This is a genomic window from Pseudomonas sp. IB20 (genome assembly GCF_009707325.1).
GTDB lineage: Bacteria > Pseudomonadota > Gammaproteobacteria > Pseudomonadales > Pseudomonadaceae > Aquipseudomonas.
In genome coordinates, this window is the sequence record NZ_CP046103.1 from 1,723,939 (window position 1) to 1,741,497 (window position 17,559).

Sequence of the window (17,559 nt, forward strand, 5' to 3'; positions counted from 1 at the left end):
TACCGATGGAAAAGTTGCAGAAAACCGTTGATGAATGGAAGGCGATGCTCGATCCAGAGCAGTACAACGTGTGCCGTCTCAAGGGCACCGAGCGACCTTTCAGCGGTAAGTACAATGGCACCAAGACAGATGGCATATACCACTGCATTTGCTGCAATGAGCCACTGTTCGACTCCAAGACCAAATTCGATTCCGGCTGCGGCTGGCCGAGCTTCTACGCGCCCATTGCCGGCAGCGCGATGATCGAGATCCGCGACGTCAGCCACGGCATGATCCGCACCGAAGTCACCTGCGGCAAGTGCGATGCGCACCTGGGTCACGTGTTCCCGGACGGCCCGCCGCCGACGGGCCTGCGTTACTGCATCAACTCGGTGTGCCTGGACCTCGTCCCGCGCTAGGGCAGGCAACACCTACCCACTTGGTAAGCATCATCAATCCGATCAATTAAATTGCGTACAATTGAATTGCCTACTATCTTTCTGTGTCTTCCCCTTTATTCGAGGCACTGCCATGAGCGACAACCTGCTGAGCATCCCGTGCACCACCCTCAAGGGTGAGCAAAAGACCTTAGCCGATTTCGCCGGCAAGGCCATTTTGGTGGTCAACACCGCCAGCAAATGTGGCTTCACCCCGCAATACAAAGGTCTTGAACACCTCTGGCAGCAGTACAAGGACCAGGGCCTGGTGGTGCTGGGTTTTCCCTGCAACCAGTTCGGTAAGCAGGAGCCGGGTAACGAAGGCGCGATTTCCGAGTTCTGCGAGTTGAATTTCGGCGTCAGCTTCCCGCTGTTCAAAAAGATCGACGTCAACGGCAGCGAGGCCCACCCGTTGTTCGTGCAGCTTAAAAAACAAGCGCCTGGGTTGCTGGGTTCCAAAGGTATCAAGTGGAATTTCACCAAGTTCCTGATCGGCCGCGATGGCCAGGTGGTCAAGCGTTTTGCCCCGACCACCAAGCCCCAGGACCTGACCCAAGAGATTGAAGCCCTGCTCAAATGATCGACGCCCCCACTGTGTCCCTGGCCTTGGACGATCAGCTGTGTTTCAAGCTTTACGCCGTATCGCGGGCGGTGACACGCGCCTACAAACCGATGCTCGAACAGTTGGGCCTGACTTACCCGCAATACGTGGTGATGCTGGTGTTGTGGGAATGGCACGACGCAACCCCGCCGCAGCCTACGGTCAAGGCGTTGGGGGAGCGGCTGATGCTCGATTCGGGCACGCTGACGCCGCTGCTCAAGCGCCTTGAACAGCTTGCCTGGGTGCGGCGCCAACGCAGCGCGCGCGATGAGCGGGAAGTGCACTTGAGCTTGACCCCGGCTGGCGTGCAATTGCGCGACCAAACCCATGGCCTCAAGACCCGGCTGTTGTGCGACAGCGGCATCGACCTGAACCAGGCCGATGCCTTGCGCGATGGCCTCGATCAGTTGCTGGCGCAGATCAAAGGCTTGTCGTCTGCGGCACCCACAGATCCAGCAAAGCCTTGAGTTCTTCGCGGCGAAACGGCTTGGCCAGGTAATCACTCATTCCGGCGGCCCGGCAACGCTCGCGCTCCTCCGGCAAGGCGTTGGCGGTCAACGCGACGATAGGCAGGTCCGGCCAGCGCCCGCTGCGACGAATCTGCCGGCTGGCCTCATAGCCGTCCATCACCGGCATATTGCAGTCCATCAACACCATGTCGAAGCGCTGTTCCTCGAGGAGCTTGAGCGCTTCGCCACCATGGGCCGCCACAATCACCTCGCACCCCAGCTTGCTGAGCATGCCCTTGGCCACTAGCTGATTGACCGGGTTGTCCTCCACCAGCAGGATGCACGCCCGGTGTGCGAAGGGCGCGGCTTCCATCTGGAGGGTGTCGAGGATCAGTTGCGCGTCGCTGCGCAAGTTGCGTTGCAGGATCTGGTACAGCGCGTTGCGACTCAGCGGGCGCGCCTGTTGCTGCAATGGCGCCAGGGCCGCGACTTCTTCGCTGGGCATGAAGTTGCCATACGAGGTGACCAGAAGAATCGGCGCGCTGATCGCCGGGCGCAGGCGGAACAGGCACTCCGGGCAATCGGTGATCAGCAGGTCGGGATTTTGCCCACTCAAGTCATCGTCTTGGGAATAGACACGCGGGGCCAGCCCCCAATGGGGCAGCAAGGTGGTGAGCAATTCCGTCAGGCCGCTGCCGGCGCTGGTGATGACAATCACTTCACCGGCCAGCGGCGCCTGCCGCGCTGCGGGCAAATGCGTGGGCAGCGGCAGATCGGCACAGAACTGGCTGCCAAAGCCGACTTCCGAGCTGATGCTCAAGCGGCCTTTCATTGCGTCACACAGGTTGTGCGTCAGCGCCAGCCCCAGTCCCGTGCCGCCAAACTGGCGAGTGATACCCGCGCCCGCCTGGGTGAACGGTTGGAATATCTTGACCTGCGCTTCCAGGGCAATGCCGATGCCGGTGTCACACACTTCGACTTTCACCCGGCCATCGTGGGCGCTGAGGCGTACATCCACGCGGCCAAAGCGGGTGAACTTCAAGGCATTGGAGAGCAGGTTGCTGACGATCTGGCGTACCCGTGTCGGGTCGCCAATCACCTGGGCGGGAAAGAGCGGGTCGATCAGGCAGGTCAACTCGACACTCGGCGCGGCGTTCTGCGACAGCAGGTTGGCGGTGTCTTCTACCAGCGAGCCGAGGTCGAAGGGAATGTGCTCGAGTTCCAACTGGCCGGCGTCGAATTTCGACAGATCGAGGATGTCGTTGAGCAACTCCACCAACACCTTGCCCGAATCGTGAGCGATGGACAGCTGCTGGCGCTGTTCGGCGTTCAGCGTGCTGTCCAGTGACAGCGCGATCATCCCCAGCAAGCCATTGAGCGGCGTGCGAATCTCGTGGCTCATATTGGCCAAGAACGCAGCTCGCGCCTGGGCCATGCCCAAGGCGGTCAATTTTGCCGCCTCCAGTTCATCGTTGGATTGGCTCAAGCGTTGGTTGCTGGCCTTGAGTTCTAGGGTGCGCGCAGAGACGATGTCTTCCAGTTGGCCCAAGTATTCGGTGAGGCGGTCTTCGGCGTGGCGGCGTTGCTGGATCTCGGTCTCCATGTTTTCGAACTGCTGGTTGGCGACGCTGACCAGCACGCCGATTTCATCGTTCTCGTGCCCCGGCGGACAATCCAGATGGGCCTGCTTGCGGGTGCTCAGTGCCCGGATAACGCGCACCAGCGGTTGGGTCAGCATCACGTAGAACAGGCCTAGCAGGATGCCGGTCAGCAGCAGGCTGCGGGCAAAGCCGTTGAGCAGGGTGATCTCGGCACGGTGCAGGAAACGGCTGCCAAAGGCGTAGGTGTCGACGTCCAGGCGCAGCACACCGAGGGAATCGTTGGGCATATGTTTGAGGAACAACCGGTCTTCGAACTGACGGTTGGCGCCGAATAGAAAGTCGCTGATCGGCCGGTAGGTGCTTTCCTTGCGCGGGCGATCGACATCGGCCAGCACCACGCCATTGTTGTCGACCAGTTGTGCACGGATGATCGCCGGGGAGTGCAGCAGGCCCAGGGTCAATTCCTGGGCAAGTTCGGCGTCGATGTTGTAGGCAATACGTGAGGCAGGGTTATGGCTGATTTCGATCAGTGAGCGTATTTCACGGTTGATGGATGCGTCTTCGCTGGCATAATCAATGCCGATTTGGATCAGACTGAGCAAGGTTCCCAAGACGAAACCGACCAGCACAGTCAATTGAGCTTGTTTATAAGACAAGCGGTGGGCGAACTTGATATCCATCGGGTGTTGAACCACTTTACGTTTCCCTTCGCCCGGCAAGCATAGCTGAACATCCACAGGCTCTGGCTTGACCGGCATGAATCGTTTTTTTACGCAGCCTTGTGCGGTCTGCCCGCAGGGTTGCCAATACGCCATCTTTTGCAAGAACTTGCCAGAGGAATAATCGTGGATTCTCGATTGAATGCCTTTCTTGAGCGGGCCGATGCAGTACTTGCTCGCTTGGAACCGCTGTTACCTGCACCACGCCACGCCATCGACTGGAACCATTGCCTCGCCGCCCGTTGGCAGCGCGAAGGCCGCAGCGGCTTTTTGCTGCCGCTGGAAGTCAGCCTGGACATGCGTCTGTCCGACCTTATTGGCGTAGACAAGCAACGCGAGCAATTGGCTCGCAACACCCAACAATTTCTCGATGGCCTGCCCGCCAACCATGCGCTGCTGTGGGGCTCACGCGGTACCGGCAAATCGTCGATGGTACGCGCACTGCTTGCCCAGCACGCCAAGGCCGGCTTGCGCTTGATTGAAATCGAGCGTGATCACTTGGCTGACCTGCCGCGGGTGGTCGAGCAACTGCTCAAGCTGCCGCAGCGGTTCATCCTGTTCTGTGATGACCTGTCTTTCGAGGCCGGGGAAGGCGATTACCGCGTGCTCAAGAGCGTGCTGGACGGCTCGCTGGAGCAGGCGCCGGAAAACGTGTTGCTGTATGCCACCTCCAACCGTCGTCACCTGGTGCCGGAAAACCAGAGCGACAACGACAACTGGAAGCGAGTGGATGGCGAGTTGCACCCCAGTGAGGCGGTGGAAGACAAGATCGCCTTGTCCGACCGTTTTGGCCTGTGGCTGTCGTTTTACCCATTTAGCCAGGAACATTTCCTGAAGGTGGTCGAGCACTGGATCGGCGAACTGGCGAGCAAGTCGGGTTTGCAATGGCAGCGCGATGAAGCTCTCGACATTCTTGCCGTGCGTTGGGCCACCGGGCGTGGCAACCGCAACGGCCGTTGCGCGTATCAATTCGCCCGTTACTGGGTGGGTCTCAAGTTGTTGGAGCGTCAACCATGATCGATTTACAACAGGCCGGCACCGGCCTGGACGGCTATGCCATGTTGTGCGCGCAGTTGGAGTCGCTGCTGGCCGATGAGCGCGATTTCATTGCCAACAGTGCGCAGTTTTCTGCGTTTCTGTTCAACCAGCTGGACGACCTGAACTGGGCGGGCTTCTACCTCAATCGTAATGAAGAGCTGGTGCTTGGCCCGTTCCAGGGCCAGATCGCCTGTGTGCGCATTCCGTTCGGGCGTGGGGTGTGCGGGGCTGCAGCGGCATCGCGGCAAACCCAGCGGGTGGAAGATGTTCACGCATTCCCCGGGCATATCGCCTGTGACAGCGCGTCTAACAGCGAGCTGGTGGTGCCGCTGGTCAAGGACGGCGTGTTGATCGGCGTGCTGGACCTGGACAGCCCGTCGCTGGCCCGTTTCAGCCTTCAGGACCAGGCGGGTATCGAGCAGTTGGCGGCAATTTTCCTGCGTTTGACCGACTGCTGATGAGTGAGGAGGGGCCAGCCTCGGTTAGTGGCTGGCCAGATTATGGAGTTGCACTTGCAGCGTCCTCTCCAGTTCCAGCATGAGTTTTTCCAGGGACTTCACGTACGCCTCGATCATGGCGCGATCATCGCTGCGGGCACAGGCCTGCTCGAGTGCTTCGCATTGCGCGGCCAGCGGGCCGGCCTGAACGATCCGGGCAGCGCCCTTGATCTTGTGGGCTTGCTCAATGATCTGCTCGGGCGAGGCCTGTTGGGCCAGGAGGGCGACCAGTTCCTGGCGGTCCTGACGGCTGCTGCTTAACAGTTCCTCCAGCAGGCGACGGCTCAATAGCGGATCGCCACCGGTCAACGCGTCCAGGCAGCCCAGGTCCAGCAGCAAGCCCGCAGCTTGAGGCTTGATCTGCGCCAGTTGCTGCTCCAGTGCCGTGAGGCTGATAGGTTTGAACAGGCAATCGTTCATGCCCGCTTGCGCACAGCGGTGTTTCTCCTCGGGTTGGGCATTGGCGGTGAAACCGAGAACCACACAAGGCGCCAATTGCTCTCGATGCTCGTATTCACGGATCGAGCGGCTCAACTCGTAGCCATTCATAACGGGCATGTTGCAGTCGGCTATCACCAGGTCGAAGCGCTCGTGGCGCCAGGCCTGGAACCCGGCGGCGCCGTGCTGGGCGGCCGTGAACTGATGCCCCAGGTAACCCAATTGCTGGCACATCAACAGGCGGTTAGCCGGGTGGTCGTCCACTACCAGCACATTGAGGACCGGCGTGGCGGTGGGCGCCTGCGACTTGAGTTCGTCCACCACCTCGACCGGCTGCAGGCGCGTCATCTTCAGGCTGACATGAACCTGCGTGCCGACCATCGGCACGCTGCTCAGGCTCAGTTGCCCACCCATCATCGCGCACAGGCTGCGACAGATCACCAGCCCAAGGCCTGCGCCGCTCCTGGCTAAGTGCCCGGAGTTGTCGGCCTGGGCAAAGGGCTCGAACAGTCGCAACTGGTCGTCTCGGCTGATGCCGATGCCGGTGTCCTCGACCACCAGTTTCATCTGGATTTCTTGCGGCAGCTCGGTGGCTTGCACTTGTACCTTGATTTTCACCTGCCCGCGTTCGGTGAACTTGATGGCGTTGCTGACCAGGTTGGACAGCACCTGCTTGAAGCGCAAGGGGTCGATCAGCACGGCGGTGTCGTCGAGAACGGGGTCGAACTCAAGTAGTAGGCTGAGGGTTTTCTGGCGGGCCAGGCCATCAAAGACGCGCACCACCGATTCGATCACCTCCCGCAGGTTCACGCGCTCTGGGGCCAGGCTCAGACGGCCGGACTCGATGCGCGCAATGTCCAGGATGTCGCCGATCAGCTCCAGCAGGTCCTTGGCGGAGTTGTAGGCCACTTCGATAGCCGGGCGATCGAGGTGGCCCTGGTCGGCGCGCTTGAGGGTCAGCTCCAACATACCGATCACGGCGTTCATCGGCGTGCGGATTTCATGGCTCATGGTGGCGAGAAAGGTACTTTTGGCGCGATTGGCTTCGTCGGCGCGTTCCTTGGCGGCGCGCAGTTCGTCGAACAGCTGACGCCGCTCACTGATGTCGATCCAGCCGCCGATGATGCCTTGCACTTCGCCGACCGAGTCGCGATAGGGCAGGATCCAATGGTAGATCGTCAGTTTTTTACCTTGGATATGCAGGGTGCGATCAAGGATCAACGGGTTGCCTTCGACCACTACCCGTTGGTAGTCGGCGTGGTACTGCGCCGCCTCCGACTCCAGGGCCATGTCCATCTGGACAACACTTTTGCCGATCACCTCTTCGCGCTTGACGTCGAACACCTGCAGGTAACTGTCATTGCAGGTTTGCAGCAGCCCCTTGCGATCACGCACATAGATCGGGTGCGGCGTTTCGTTGACCAGTGCGCGCATGAATTCGAACTGGTCGCCGAGGGCGCGCTCGGCCATCTTCCGTTGCTTGATCTGGCGGCGCATGTAGGCGTTCCAGGTCAGGGAAATCAGCAACAACAGCCCCGTACCGATGATGATTTGTGCGATCAGTTGGTGGTAATTGCGCCAGTAACTGTCGGAGGCAGCGGTGTAACCGCGCCAGCGACTGTTGATCACGCCCATTTCGTCTGGCGCAATGCTCAATAGCGCCTTGTCCAGGATTGAACTCAGTTCGACGGCGCGGCGCGGCGTTGCCAGGGCGAATGTCGCGGGCAGGGTGCCGATGCTGGAACTGATCTGCAGCTTGTCCTGGAACACTTGCGAGGACAGGAAGTAGTTGGCGATCACCAGCGAGTTCACCGCCCCGTCTACATTCCCCTGGGCCAGCAGTTCTGAGGCCTTGAAGGTGTCACTGACTTGCACCAGGTGAATCAGTGGAAAATCCTCGCGCAAGGTTTTTTCCAGTGGGTTGCCTTCGGTGATTGCCAGGCGCATGCCTGCCATCTGCTCCAGGTTCGAGGGCGCGTTGGGCTCTTTACGGGTCAGCAGGACGTAGGAGTTTTCCAGGTAGGGGCGGCTGAAACTGAGCTGGGCTTCTCTTTCGGCACTCGGCGCGATGGCCCCAATGATATCGGCTTTGCCGGAGACGACCTGTTCGATCATCGCGTTGACTTCGCGACTGCGCTGGATTTCGAAACGCAAGCCGGTACGCAGTCGGATCAGCTCCAGCAGGTCTGCGGTGATGCCGCGAAAGTTGCCGTCGGCATCGAAGAACGTCAGGGGCGCGAAGGTCTCGTTTACAACGACGTTCACCACCGGATGCTCTTTCAGCCAACGCTCTTCGCGCTGCGTCAACTGCAGCTTTTTGTCGGTCAGCAAGATATCGCTGCCGGCGCTCCAGCGCTTGGCGATGCTGTCCCGCTCGTTGATGGGCACGGCGGCCAGCACCGAGTCGACGATACCGAGGAGAATGTGTTGGTCCTGGCGCAACGCAAAGCTGAAACCATAGGCTTCATGTTTGCCGAAGTTGGCCATGCGGATGTTCTTCAGGTAGCCCTTGTTAATCATGTAATGGGTAGAAATGGTGTCGCCGAGAAACACATCCGCCTGATCGAAAGCCACCGCATTCAAGGCGTTTTGATACGAGGGATAGGCGCGGATTTGTGCTTGCGGGTACATCTTTTCCACTTCGTTGAGCGGCAGGTAGTGGTAGACCAGGCTCAAGCGTAGACCGGCCAGGCCGTCGCTCAAGCTGCGTGTTTCGCCCTCGCGGGTCACCAGTACAGGCTGATCCACCGCGTACGGCTGCGACAGGATGAGGTTCGAGTTGGCGGCCTCAAAGCCATTGGAGGAGCCCAGCAAGTCAATTTCGCCCGTTTCCAGGGCATGTATCGACGCCTCTCGCGAGGGGTGGCGCACAACCTTGACCGGCATCGCCAGGGCTTTGGCCAGCAGCCCCGCGTAATCGGCGGTCAGGCCCTCATAGTCACGGCCGCTGGAGGTGAGATCGAAGGGCGGGTAATCAGGTGCCGAGGTGCCCAGCACCAGCTCGCGTTTGTTCTGTAGCCACTGACGCTGAGCCTTGTCCAGTTGAAGATCCAGTTGAACGGCACCCGCACGGCTCAATAAGGTGAAGTGTTCCGGGCCGGCTTGAGTGCTCGCGGGCACAGCAGTGCTGAAGCACACGCCGGCGATTAATATAATTAGATAGTCCTTTATACACCTGGGCATCCGCTTTCTCACACTAGCGCGTTTCGTTTTGCCATCTCGATAAGTTCTACCAAGGATTTGGCTTTAAGTTTTTGCATCAGCCTTTTTTTGTAAGTGCTTACTGTCTTGTTGCTTAAGAACATGCCTTTGGCTATTTCTTTGTTGGTGCGACCTTGTGCAAAAAGTTGCAAGACCATCAGTTCTCGGTCATTTACCGTCTTGAATAATTCAAGTTCCAGGTAATCCTTGCCGTCGGTGCCATTGGCATTCAATGCCTGGCTGGGGAAATAGTTGTAGCCGGAGAGCACCGCGCGGATGGCGCTCAGCAGCTCGCTCAGGTCACCTTCCTTGCACACATAGCCATCGGCGCCCGAGCGCATGCACCGCGTGGCGAACAGCGTCGGGCTTTGGGCGGTGAGAATCAGGGTTTTCATGGATGTGCTCATGGCGTTGAATCGGCACAGTACCTCGAGGCCATCAAGTTTAGGAATACTGATATCCAGGATGATCAGGTCCGGCAGGCATTCGCGAACCATTTGTATTGCATCACAGCCGTTGTCCGTTTCACCGACGACTTTATAACCTTCATGTTCCAACAACATCCGAATTGCCAACCGGATAACGGGGTGGTCATCAATGATAAAAACTGTGTTCATAATCACATTCCATGCAAGTGCAAATAAAGCGGGCACATTAGCTCAGAAGATGAGGGAGGAGCATGAGCCTTGGAGGGAGTAGGTATAAAACAAGAGAATTCCTACATAAAAAAAGGTAACTGCCCACCGGCTGGTAAGGCTTTGTGTCGGTAGGTGTAAGCAATTATTGGAATCATGCATTCAGGGGCGGTGCGAGGGGTTTAGCTGAGGTTTTCAGGTGATCTTTCGTAAGTGGGCGCGTTTAAAGTCCTACATTTATAAATGGAGTAGTGGCGCAATTAACGTTGCCAGTTCGTCTTTGTTTAGGGGTTTTAATAAATAGCCAAGCAGTGGCAGGTTGCGTTGCAAGGCTTGGGTGGTCAGGTTAGACAGTTCCGCAAGAGGCAGCCCGCTCAGTAGAATCGCGCCCCTTATAAAGTGTCGCCGACTGGCGATTTCCACCAGTTCCAACCCAGGTAAATCAGGCAGGCATTGGTCGCATAGCATGAGGTCAAAGGGCGCCTCGGACTGTGACATTACGCGGATGGCCTGTTCAGCATTTTCGGCGAGGCTCAGTTGGTTAAAACCGAAACTGTTGAGCAGGCACTGAGTGGCCAGGAGCTGAAAGGGGTGATCCTCCACCAATAGGATTCGAAGAGCGAGTCTGGAAGCCGATGGGGTAGGGCGTAGGAATTACTCGCCAGGTCCGCCAGAAGCGTGCGCGATTATTCCTTGAGTGGCTGTGCGAATTCGATCAGGCCGCTCTGTTCCCGTCGTAGGTAAAATCTGTTCGGGCAACAGGCGGCGTGACCAGTCTGTTCACTGTGGGCTGGAACGCCCCGTCATCTCCCGTGCCATCTCGGTGGCGTAGCTGTCCGTCATGCCGGCGATAAAGTCGATCATGCGCAGGAACGAGGCGTGCAACGACCCGTGCGGGTTAGGTGCACTGTTACCCAGCAAGTCGAGGATGCGCCGGTTCTTGAACGACGGCGTGCGCCCGCCATGCTGCTCCAGCGCTGCGCCGCAAAAGGCGTTCAAGAGGATTTCCAGCGTGGTGTAGGCACCGATTTCATGCAGGGTCTTGCGCTTGTCCTGGAAGATTTTCTTGCGGGCCATGTCCTTGGCATCCAGTACGCAACGCTTGGCGGGGCCATGCATGTGCTCCACCAGATCGCCTGGGAGCGTGCCGGCGAGCAAGGCATCCTGTTGTTCGACAAAGGCCCGCGCGGCGGCATTGGTCAGGTGTTCGATGGCCTTGCCACGCAGGATCGCCAGCTTGCGTCGGCGCGAGTCTTGGGAACCCAGCTGCCGGTACGTCTGAGGCAGGTCGTCGCCCACCAGGTCGAGCAGCAATGACTCGACCTCGGCATATTGCAGCAACTCCATTTCCAGGCCGTCTTCGAGGTCGATCAAGGCGTAGCAGATATCGTCTGCCGCCTCCATCAGGTAAACCAGCGGGTGACGGGCCCAGCGTTGTTCTTCCAGCTGTGGCAGGCCGAGCTTACTGGCGATCTGCTCAAGGATCGGCAGCTCGCTCTGGTAACAGCCGAACTTATGCTTCTTGTAGCCCAGCGAGTCCGCGTGACGGGCGGTCCAGGGGTATTTCAGGTAGGTGCCCAAGGTGGCGTAGGTCAACCGGGTGCCACCGTCGAACTGGTGGTATTCAAGCTGAGTCAGTACGCGAAAGCCTTGGGCATTGCCTTCGAAATTGAGGAAGTCATTGCGCTCGGCGGTGCTCATGTCATCCAGCCAGCCACGACCCGCCGCCTGTTGGAACCAGTGCCGAATGGCATCTTCACCGGAATGCCCGAACGGTGGGTTACCAATGTCATGGGCCAGGCAGGCCGATTGCACCACCATGCCCAGGTCGCTCGGGTCGCACCAGTCGGGTAGGGCGCTGCGCAGCGTTTCGCCCACGCGCATGCCGAGGGAGCGGCCCACACAGCTGACTTCCAGGGAGTGGGTCAGGCGGGTGTGGATATGGTCGTTGCTGGACACCGGGTGCACTTGGGTCTTGCGGCCCAGGCGGCGGAACGCGCCAGAGAAAATAATGCGGTCGTGGTCCTTGTGGAACGGGCTGCGGCCCAGTTCTTCCGGGCTATGCAGGGGCTTTCCAAGACGTTCGCGGTTAAGCAGGGTGGGCCAATCCAAGGCGGGTGCTCTCCGTGTGGTGAATGACACCGCCCAGCTTCCCGGTTCCGCCTTGGCGGAGCAAGCGAAAATCTACAGGCCGACCGCATCAATATCGATTAACAGCAAACGCTGACCGTTATTGAAGAATTGTCCGGCGGTCAGGCAATACTGGTTGGTGGTGGCATCGCGGTAGGTCGAGGACAGCGTCAGGCGTCGTTCCTCCCAGCCTTCGGCGAGCAAATGATAGAAGTAGGGCCGCCACGACCAGTTATGCCCCAGGTAACGGCTGTCGGCCTGCCAGGCGTCCTGGCGCCATTCGAAGTTGGGCGTGAGTTGAGTGCCATGGCGGTCGCACTGGTAAAAACGCAGCAACCAGGGGAAGTCCGGCAATTGCGGTAATTGATCAAGCGGCGCCTGGCCCTGTGCCCAAGCCTGCAGGATCTTCATCAGCTCGGCCAGTTTCAGGCGCAACTGCATGATACGGCCGCGCTCGGCGAGTTTTTGCTTCACGTAAACCGTGCGCAGTTGGGCAAAGCGCGCCACGAAGGCATCGGCGGAAAACCAGTCTAACTGCGCCTGGGCAAACAGATAGCCCTGTACGTAGCGCGCGCCGCATTCCAGGGCGAAGCTCAACTGTGCCTCGGTTTCCACGCCCTCGGCGATGATCCAACAGCCGGTCTTTTCGGCCATTTGCGCCAGTGCCCGTACCACCTCGCTGCTCGGCCCGCCCTTGGCCGCTTCCTGGAACAGGCGCATGTCCAACTTGAGAATATCTGGCTGCAACGCCAGCACCCGGTCGAGCTGCGAATAGCCGGCGCCGAAGTCATCAATGGCGATGCGTGCTCCGGCCTCGCGATAACGCGCCACCACGTCGGCCAGGCGCTGGATGTCGCCGCCCAGTTCGGTGATCTCGAACACTATGCGCTGCGGGTCAACGCCGTGCGCATGCACCTGCTTCAAGCTGGGCAAGGCTTGGCCGGGACGCAGGCGGTTGATCCAGCGTGGGGAGATGTTCAGGCTGAGGAACCAGTCTTCGGGCGCCTCGTGCAGGCGGCTCAAGGCATTGTCGCGGATCTGCCGGTCGAGGCGGCGCAAAGCCACACCAGGCGTGCGTCGGTCGGCGAACAGTGGGCCGACCGACTGCAAGCTGTCATCCGCCTGGCGCAGGCGGCCGAGGGCCTCCACGCCGGCGATGCGCCCAGTGGCAGTGTCGATAAATGGCTGGAAACAGGCGAGCGGTTGCCCGTCGATCACGGGGCCTCCTTAAAAACGTCGGCGAAAAAAAGGCCCGGCCCTCAGTGACGAGGGCCGGGCCGATTCTGTTTGCAAGAATGCAGCCAGCAGCGCTTAACGCTTGCGCCCTGCCATGGCCAATTTGATCAGCGGGATCAAACCGGCCCCCAACCGCACCAGGCGCGTCAGGCTGCTGATACTGCCGCCCTTGGCGCCTTTGCCGGTGAAAAAGCCCATCAGCGTCACCGCTGCCACGCCCCACAGCGGCGCGTGCTTGATGCCCAGGTTGTCCTGCCAGTTGTGGCGCAGGTCGCGCACTTTATTCAGGGGCACCATGAGTTGCTGGGACTCGTGGCGAATCTCCTGGCGGTGCATTTCCATGCGCAGGCGGATCAACGCCTTGCGCATTTCCCGGCGGGAAGTGTTTTGCGGGATTTCAGTCAAGCTCATGGCAGCAGGCGCTCCCGATCATTGGCCAGCTCTTCGAGGGTGGCGTGGAAGGGCGTTGATTCATCGAATATCGCCGCTTTCAAGCGCACACCGCAGAAGGCCGCGGCCAGGGTGTAGAACACGCACAGGCTGATAATCCCGGTGAGACGGTAGGTGTCCCACACCAGAATCATCACCAGTGCCGATAACCCCACCAGCAACAGCAAGGCGAACACCAGTGCCAGGCCCGCAAACAACAACAAGCTGACTGTGCGGGATTTCTGCTCCTGCAACTCTATGCCAAACAATTCGACGTGGCTGTGCAGCAAGCCCAGAACGGCCGCGCCCAGGCGTCGGGAAGTGGAGCTTGAGCTCGTGGACGAGCCGGATTCGCCGATAGACATGGTATTAGCGCCTTGTAGCCAGCAGACCGATCAAAAAGCCCACGCCGGCGGCAATGCCCACCGACTGCCAAGGGTTGGCTTGCACGTAATCTTCGGTGGCGGTGACGGCCGCCTGGCCGCGTTCGCGCAGGGAGTCTTCGGTCAGTTGCAGGGTTTCGCGGGCCTTGAGCAGGCTTTCGTGAATCTTGGTGCGCAGCTCATCAGCCTGGTCACCGGCCAGCACGGCGGTGTCGTCCAGCAACCTTTCAGTGTCACTGACCAGGGTTTGAAAATCCGCCATCAGTATTTCTTGCGCAGTCTTTGCAGTTCTTCTGGCCATGGGTATCTCCGTGATTGGCTGATCTGTACATATTTTAGTTACGTCAGTTTTCGAGTCACCAGTATCGGTGAAGGTTCACTGCAATTGTCTGGTACAGCTTTTGCTTTGCCTTGGTGCGCAGGCCCCGGGGCCTGCGCTGAATCCGGGCGGTTGAGGCGAATGCCTACAAAAACCTTACCCTAAATAACTGAAACTCGCGGAAAAACCCTGTCGGCAACGGCCTGTTGTGTTGATCGCTGCGCTAAAGCGGTTCACGCCCTCTGAAGAGGGGCGGGGCCGGTGGTGCCAATTTAGTGCGCGAAACTCTGGCTTGAACCGCTTTGGTGCTTTTTGCCTTATTGCAGGCCTGCCAACCTCCATGGAAAATTTGCAAAGTGCAGTGGACACCCTCGTCCACAGCTCCAACACCCTGTTCATCCTGATCGGTGCGGTCATGGTCCTGGCCATGCACGCCGGCTTCGCGTTCCTGGAAGTCGGCACCGTGCGCCAGAAAAACCAGGTGAATGCCTTGTCGAAGATCCTCAGCGACTTTGCCATCTCCACCCTGGCCTATTTCTTTATAGGCTATTGGATCTCCTACGGCGTGAGCTTCATGCAACCGGCCGCGGTGCTCAGTGCCGATCATGGCTATGGCCTGGTGAAGTTCTTCTTCCTGCTGACGTTCGCCGCGGCCATTCCGGCGATCATTTCCGGGGGCATAGCCGAACGGGCAAAGTTCGCCCCGCAGCTGTGCGCCACCGCGCTGATCGTGGCGTTTATCTACCCGTTTTTTGAAGGCATAGTCTGGAACGGCAACTTCGGCCTGCAAGCCTGGCTGCTGGCGACCTTTGGTGCCAGTTTCCATGACTTTGCCGGCTCCGTGGTGGTGCACGCCATGGGCGGCTGGCTGGCGCTGGCGGCCGTGTTGCTGCTGGGGCCGCGTAACGGGCGATACCGTGAAGGGCGGCTGGTGGCCTTCGCGCCGTCGAGCATTCCGTTTTTGGCGCTGGGCTCGTGGATCCTGATTGTCGGCTGGTTCGGCTTTAACGTAATGAGTGCGCAAACCCTCAACGGCGTCAGCGGGCTGGTGGCGGTTAACTCGCTGATGGCGATGGTCGGCGGCACGGTCGCCGCCTTGGTGATCGGTCGTAATGACCCGGGCTTTTTGCATAACGGCCCGCTCGCCGGGCTGGTGGCGATTTGCGCCGGCTCCGACCTGATGCACCCGGTGGGCGCGCTGGTCACCGGTGCGGTCGCCGGCGGTTTGTTTGTGTGGTGCTTCATCGCGGCCCAGGATCGCTGGAAGATCGACGACGTGCTAGGTGTGTGGCCGTTGCACGGCCTATGCGGCGTGTGGGGCGGCATCGCATGCGGCATCTTTGGCCAAACCGCCCTCGGCGGCCTGGGTGGCGTAAGCCTGATCAGCCAGTTGATCGGCACCGTCCTTGGCGTGGTGGTGGCGCTGCTCGGCGGCCTGCTGGTGTATGGCGTGATTAAGCGTGTGCACGGGCTGCGCCTGAGCCAGGAGCAGGAGTACTACGGCGCGGACCTGTCGATCCACAAGATTGGCTCGGTCAGTCAGGATTAATCGGTGCTTCTCTCTCCGGGTAGAAACCGTGCAGCAGGCGATAGCGGCTATGCCGCACCTCATTCACCCGCGCTTGCACCTGTTGGTCCGGCAGGCCCAGCAGGATCAAGGCGTGAGAGGCGAGCATCAAGCTCGACTCCAACAGCTCAGGCACCACTTCACTGGCGCCTGCCGCTTTCAGCTCAGCCAGTTGGCTGTCATCGCGAGTGCGCACGAGGATGGGGACCTGTGGGTTGATCCTTCTCGCCTCTTTCAGCACCGTCAGGGCGACATCGCTGTTATCCACGGCGATGACCACCAACCGCGCACGTTCCAGGCCGACCGCGCAGAGCAGGGCACCACGGCGGCAGTCGCCGTAATGCACGCTGCTGTCTTCGGTGGCGGCTTCATTCACACGCTCGGGGTCGTCATCCAGGGCGATAAACGCCTGTTGCTCCTGGCGTAGAAATCGACCGATGGACTGCCCGACCCGACCGTACCCGCAAATCACGGCGTGGCCGCGTAACTCGGCATTGAGTGCGGTGATTTCCTCCAGCTGCACCTGCTGATTGGGCTTGCGGTGCAGGCGCAGGGCAAGCGTGGGGGCCGCGCGCAGTAACAGCGGGGTCAGCAACATCGAGCAGAAAGTGGCGGCAAGCAGCAACCCATTGAATTCGTCCGGGATCAGCTGGCTCTGTTGCATCTGTGCCATCAACGCAAAACAGAACTCGCCCCCTTGCGCCAGGGCCAGGCCGCTGCGCCACGCGGTTTCACTGTCGCTGCCGCGCAGCTTGACCAGGGCCGCCACGACGCAGCCCTTGATTAGCATCAGTGCGAGGGTCAGGCCGAGGATCAACAGGCTGTGGCTGATGAATAACTGCAGGTCGATAAGCATGCCGATGCTGACGAAAAACAGCCCCAGCAGAATGTCGCGAAACGGCCGGATATCCGCTTCGATCTGATGCCGGTAGTGGCTTTCCCCCAACAGCATGCCGGCCAGAAAAGCGCCGAGCGCAGGGGAGAGGCCCAGCAAATGCGTGAGCCAGGCGGTAAGCAACACGATCACCAGCGCCAACAGCACAAACAACTCTGCCGAGTGCGAAGCGGCGACTTCATGGAACAGACGTGGCAGTAACCAGCGGCTGGCCAATAGCAGGCCGACGAACAACAACACGGTTTTGCCCAGGGTCTGCGGCAGCGCCCAATACCAGGCTTGCTCGCTGCTACCGGCAAACACCGGCACCAAGGTCAGCAGCAACACCGCCACCACGTCCTGGAACAGCAACACGCCAATCGCGTTCTGGCCATGGCTGCTGAAGATTTCCCCAAGGCTGGTCAACTCCTTGCTGACGATAGCCGTGGAGGACAGCGCCAAGCCCGCGCCGAGCAACAGCGCGACGCCAGGTGCCAGGCCGAAGCCCATCAGCACGCCGCCCAACAACACCCCGCAACCGAGTACCTGCAAACTGCCCAGGCCAAACACCACGCTGCGCAGCGCGAGCATCTTGGTCAGGGAAAACTCCAACCCGAGGGAAAACAGCAGGAACACCACCCCCAGTTCGGCGAGGTCGGGCAGGTCTTCGCTGTCATTCACCCAGTCCAGTGCGGTGGGCCCCACAGCCAGTCCCACGCACAGGTAGCCCAGCACGGGCGGCAGTTGCAGCCGGCGAAACAGCGCAATCACCACCAGGGATGAGGCCAGAATGATCAGCAGGTTGGCGAACACGAGCAGCTTCCTTGCAGGTTGAATGGACAAAAAGGCGCGAGAATCGCTGAATCAGTTATAGGCCATGCTGATCTGTGTCAGGGGTTGTGTGGGTTAAGTGGGCTTGCCCCGCGTTGGGGCGCGAAGCGGCCTGAAAACCTGTGAGCAAGTTTTAACCGGGAAGCCGCATCAGCCGCACTGGGGCCGCTTCGCAGCCCAACGCGGGGCAAGCCC

General features: G+C 59.9%; 16 protein-coding genes. 6 read left to right on the forward strand and 10 right to left on the reverse strand.

Going from position 1 to position 17,559, the window contains the following annotated elements; genetic code table 11:
• Positions 1-5: 5 nt before the first annotated feature.
• The 3 genes from msrB to GJU48_RS08055 all read left to right on the forward strand — a co-directional run bounded on the left by msrB (position 6) and on the right by GJU48_RS08055 (position 1,484).
• A complete protein-coding gene (gene msrB / locus GJU48_RS08045) occupies positions 6-398 on the forward strand; it encodes a peptide-methionine (R)-S-oxide reductase MsrB (protein ID WP_094951864.1) in 393 nt (130 codons plus the stop codon).
• Between the two features lie 112 nt (positions 399-510).
• Positions 511-996, forward strand: coding sequence for a glutathione peroxidase (locus GJU48_RS08050; protein ID WP_094951865.1), 486 nt, complete (start codon positions 511-513; stop codon positions 994-996).
• Entirely contained in the window at positions 993-1,484 is a 492-nt protein-coding gene (locus GJU48_RS08055) for a MarR family winged helix-turn-helix transcriptional regulator (RefSeq protein WP_094951866.1), read from the forward strand. The genes GJU48_RS08050 and GJU48_RS08055 overlap by 4 nt, the downstream gene beginning before the upstream one ends.
• Here GJU48_RS08055 and GJU48_RS08060 read toward each other — a convergent pair.
• The gene (locus GJU48_RS08060; RefSeq protein WP_094951892.1) at positions 1,438-3,747 is read right to left on the reverse strand and encodes a hybrid sensor histidine kinase/response regulator; all 2,310 of its coding nucleotides are present in this window, start codon (positions 3,745-3,747) and stop codon (positions 1,438-1,440) included. The two genes, GJU48_RS08055 and GJU48_RS08060, sit on opposite strands and share 47 nt — an antisense overlap.
• 165 nt (positions 3,748-3,912) lie before the next feature.
• Here GJU48_RS08060 and GJU48_RS08065 point away from each other — a divergent pair, with 165 nt between their 5' ends.
• Complete coding sequence (locus GJU48_RS08065; RefSeq protein WP_094951867.1) at positions 3,913-4,803, forward strand: ATP-binding protein; 891 nt, start codon at positions 3,913-3,915, stop codon at positions 4,801-4,803.
• A complete protein-coding gene (locus tag GJU48_RS08070; RefSeq protein ID WP_094951868.1) occupies positions 4,800-5,282 on the forward strand; it encodes a GAF domain-containing protein in 483 nt (160 codons plus the stop codon). Before GJU48_RS08065 ends, GJU48_RS08070 begins: the two co-directional genes overlap by 4 nt.
• A 24-nt stretch (positions 5,283-5,306) precedes the next feature.
• Here GJU48_RS08070 and GJU48_RS08075 read toward each other — a convergent pair whose 3' ends face one another.
• From GJU48_RS08075 to GJU48_RS08110, 8 genes are all read right to left on the reverse strand, one after another.
• Positions 5,307-8,942, reverse strand: a complete 3,636-nt coding sequence (locus GJU48_RS08075) for a transporter substrate-binding domain-containing protein (RefSeq protein WP_094951869.1) — start codon at positions 8,940-8,942, stop codon at positions 5,307-5,309.
• Between the two features lie 8 nt (positions 8,943-8,950).
• On the reverse strand, positions 8,951-9,577 hold the full coding sequence (locus GJU48_RS08080; RefSeq protein WP_094951870.1) for a response regulator transcription factor: 627 nt from the start codon (positions 9,575-9,577) through the stop codon (positions 8,951-8,953).
• A gap of 255 nt (positions 9,578-9,832) precedes the next feature.
• Positions 9,833-10,198 (reverse strand): response regulator, encoded by a 366-nt coding sequence (locus GJU48_RS08085; RefSeq protein WP_256671213.1) that lies wholly within the window; start codon positions 10,196-10,198, stop codon positions 9,833-9,835.
• Positions 10,199-10,375: 177 nt separating this feature from the next.
• Positions 10,376-11,707, reverse strand: coding sequence for a deoxyguanosinetriphosphate triphosphohydrolase (locus GJU48_RS08090; protein ID WP_094951872.1), 1,332 nt, complete (start codon positions 11,705-11,707; stop codon positions 10,376-10,378).
• A gap of 72 nt (positions 11,708-11,779) precedes the next feature.
• A complete protein-coding gene (locus tag GJU48_RS08095) occupies positions 11,780-12,943 on the reverse strand; it encodes an EAL domain-containing protein (protein WP_094951873.1) in 1,164 nt (387 codons plus the stop codon).
• 93 nt (positions 12,944-13,036) lie between these two features.
• Positions 13,037-13,372: a hypothetical protein gene (locus GJU48_RS08100; RefSeq protein ID WP_094951874.1), complete on the reverse strand. Its 336-nt coding sequence runs from the start codon at positions 13,370-13,372 to the stop codon at positions 13,037-13,039.
• Positions 13,369-13,755 (reverse strand): phage holin family protein, encoded by a 387-nt coding sequence (locus GJU48_RS08105; protein ID WP_083359418.1) that lies wholly within the window; start codon positions 13,753-13,755, stop codon positions 13,369-13,371. The genes GJU48_RS08100 and GJU48_RS08105 overlap by 4 nt, the downstream gene beginning before the upstream one ends.
• A gap of 4 nt (positions 13,756-13,759) precedes the next feature.
• Positions 13,760-14,074 (reverse strand): DUF883 family protein, encoded by a 315-nt coding sequence (locus GJU48_RS08110; RefSeq protein ID WP_094951875.1) that lies wholly within the window; start codon positions 14,072-14,074, stop codon positions 13,760-13,762.
• Between the two features lie 358 nt (positions 14,075-14,432).
• Between GJU48_RS08110 and GJU48_RS08115 the strand changes: the two genes are divergently transcribed.
• Positions 14,433-15,641 carry an ammonium transporter gene (locus GJU48_RS08115; RefSeq protein WP_094951877.1) on the forward strand — a complete coding sequence of 403 codons (1,209 nt, stop codon included), beginning with the start codon at positions 14,433-14,435 and terminating at the stop codon, positions 15,639-15,641.
• Here GJU48_RS08115 and GJU48_RS08120 read toward each other — a convergent pair.
• Positions 15,628-17,346: a cation:proton antiporter gene (locus GJU48_RS08120; protein ID WP_094951878.1), complete on the reverse strand. Its 1,719-nt coding sequence runs from the start codon at positions 17,344-17,346 to the stop codon at positions 15,628-15,630. The genes GJU48_RS08115 and GJU48_RS08120 overlap by 14 nt on opposite strands.
• Positions 17,347-17,559 lie beyond the last annotated feature (213 nt).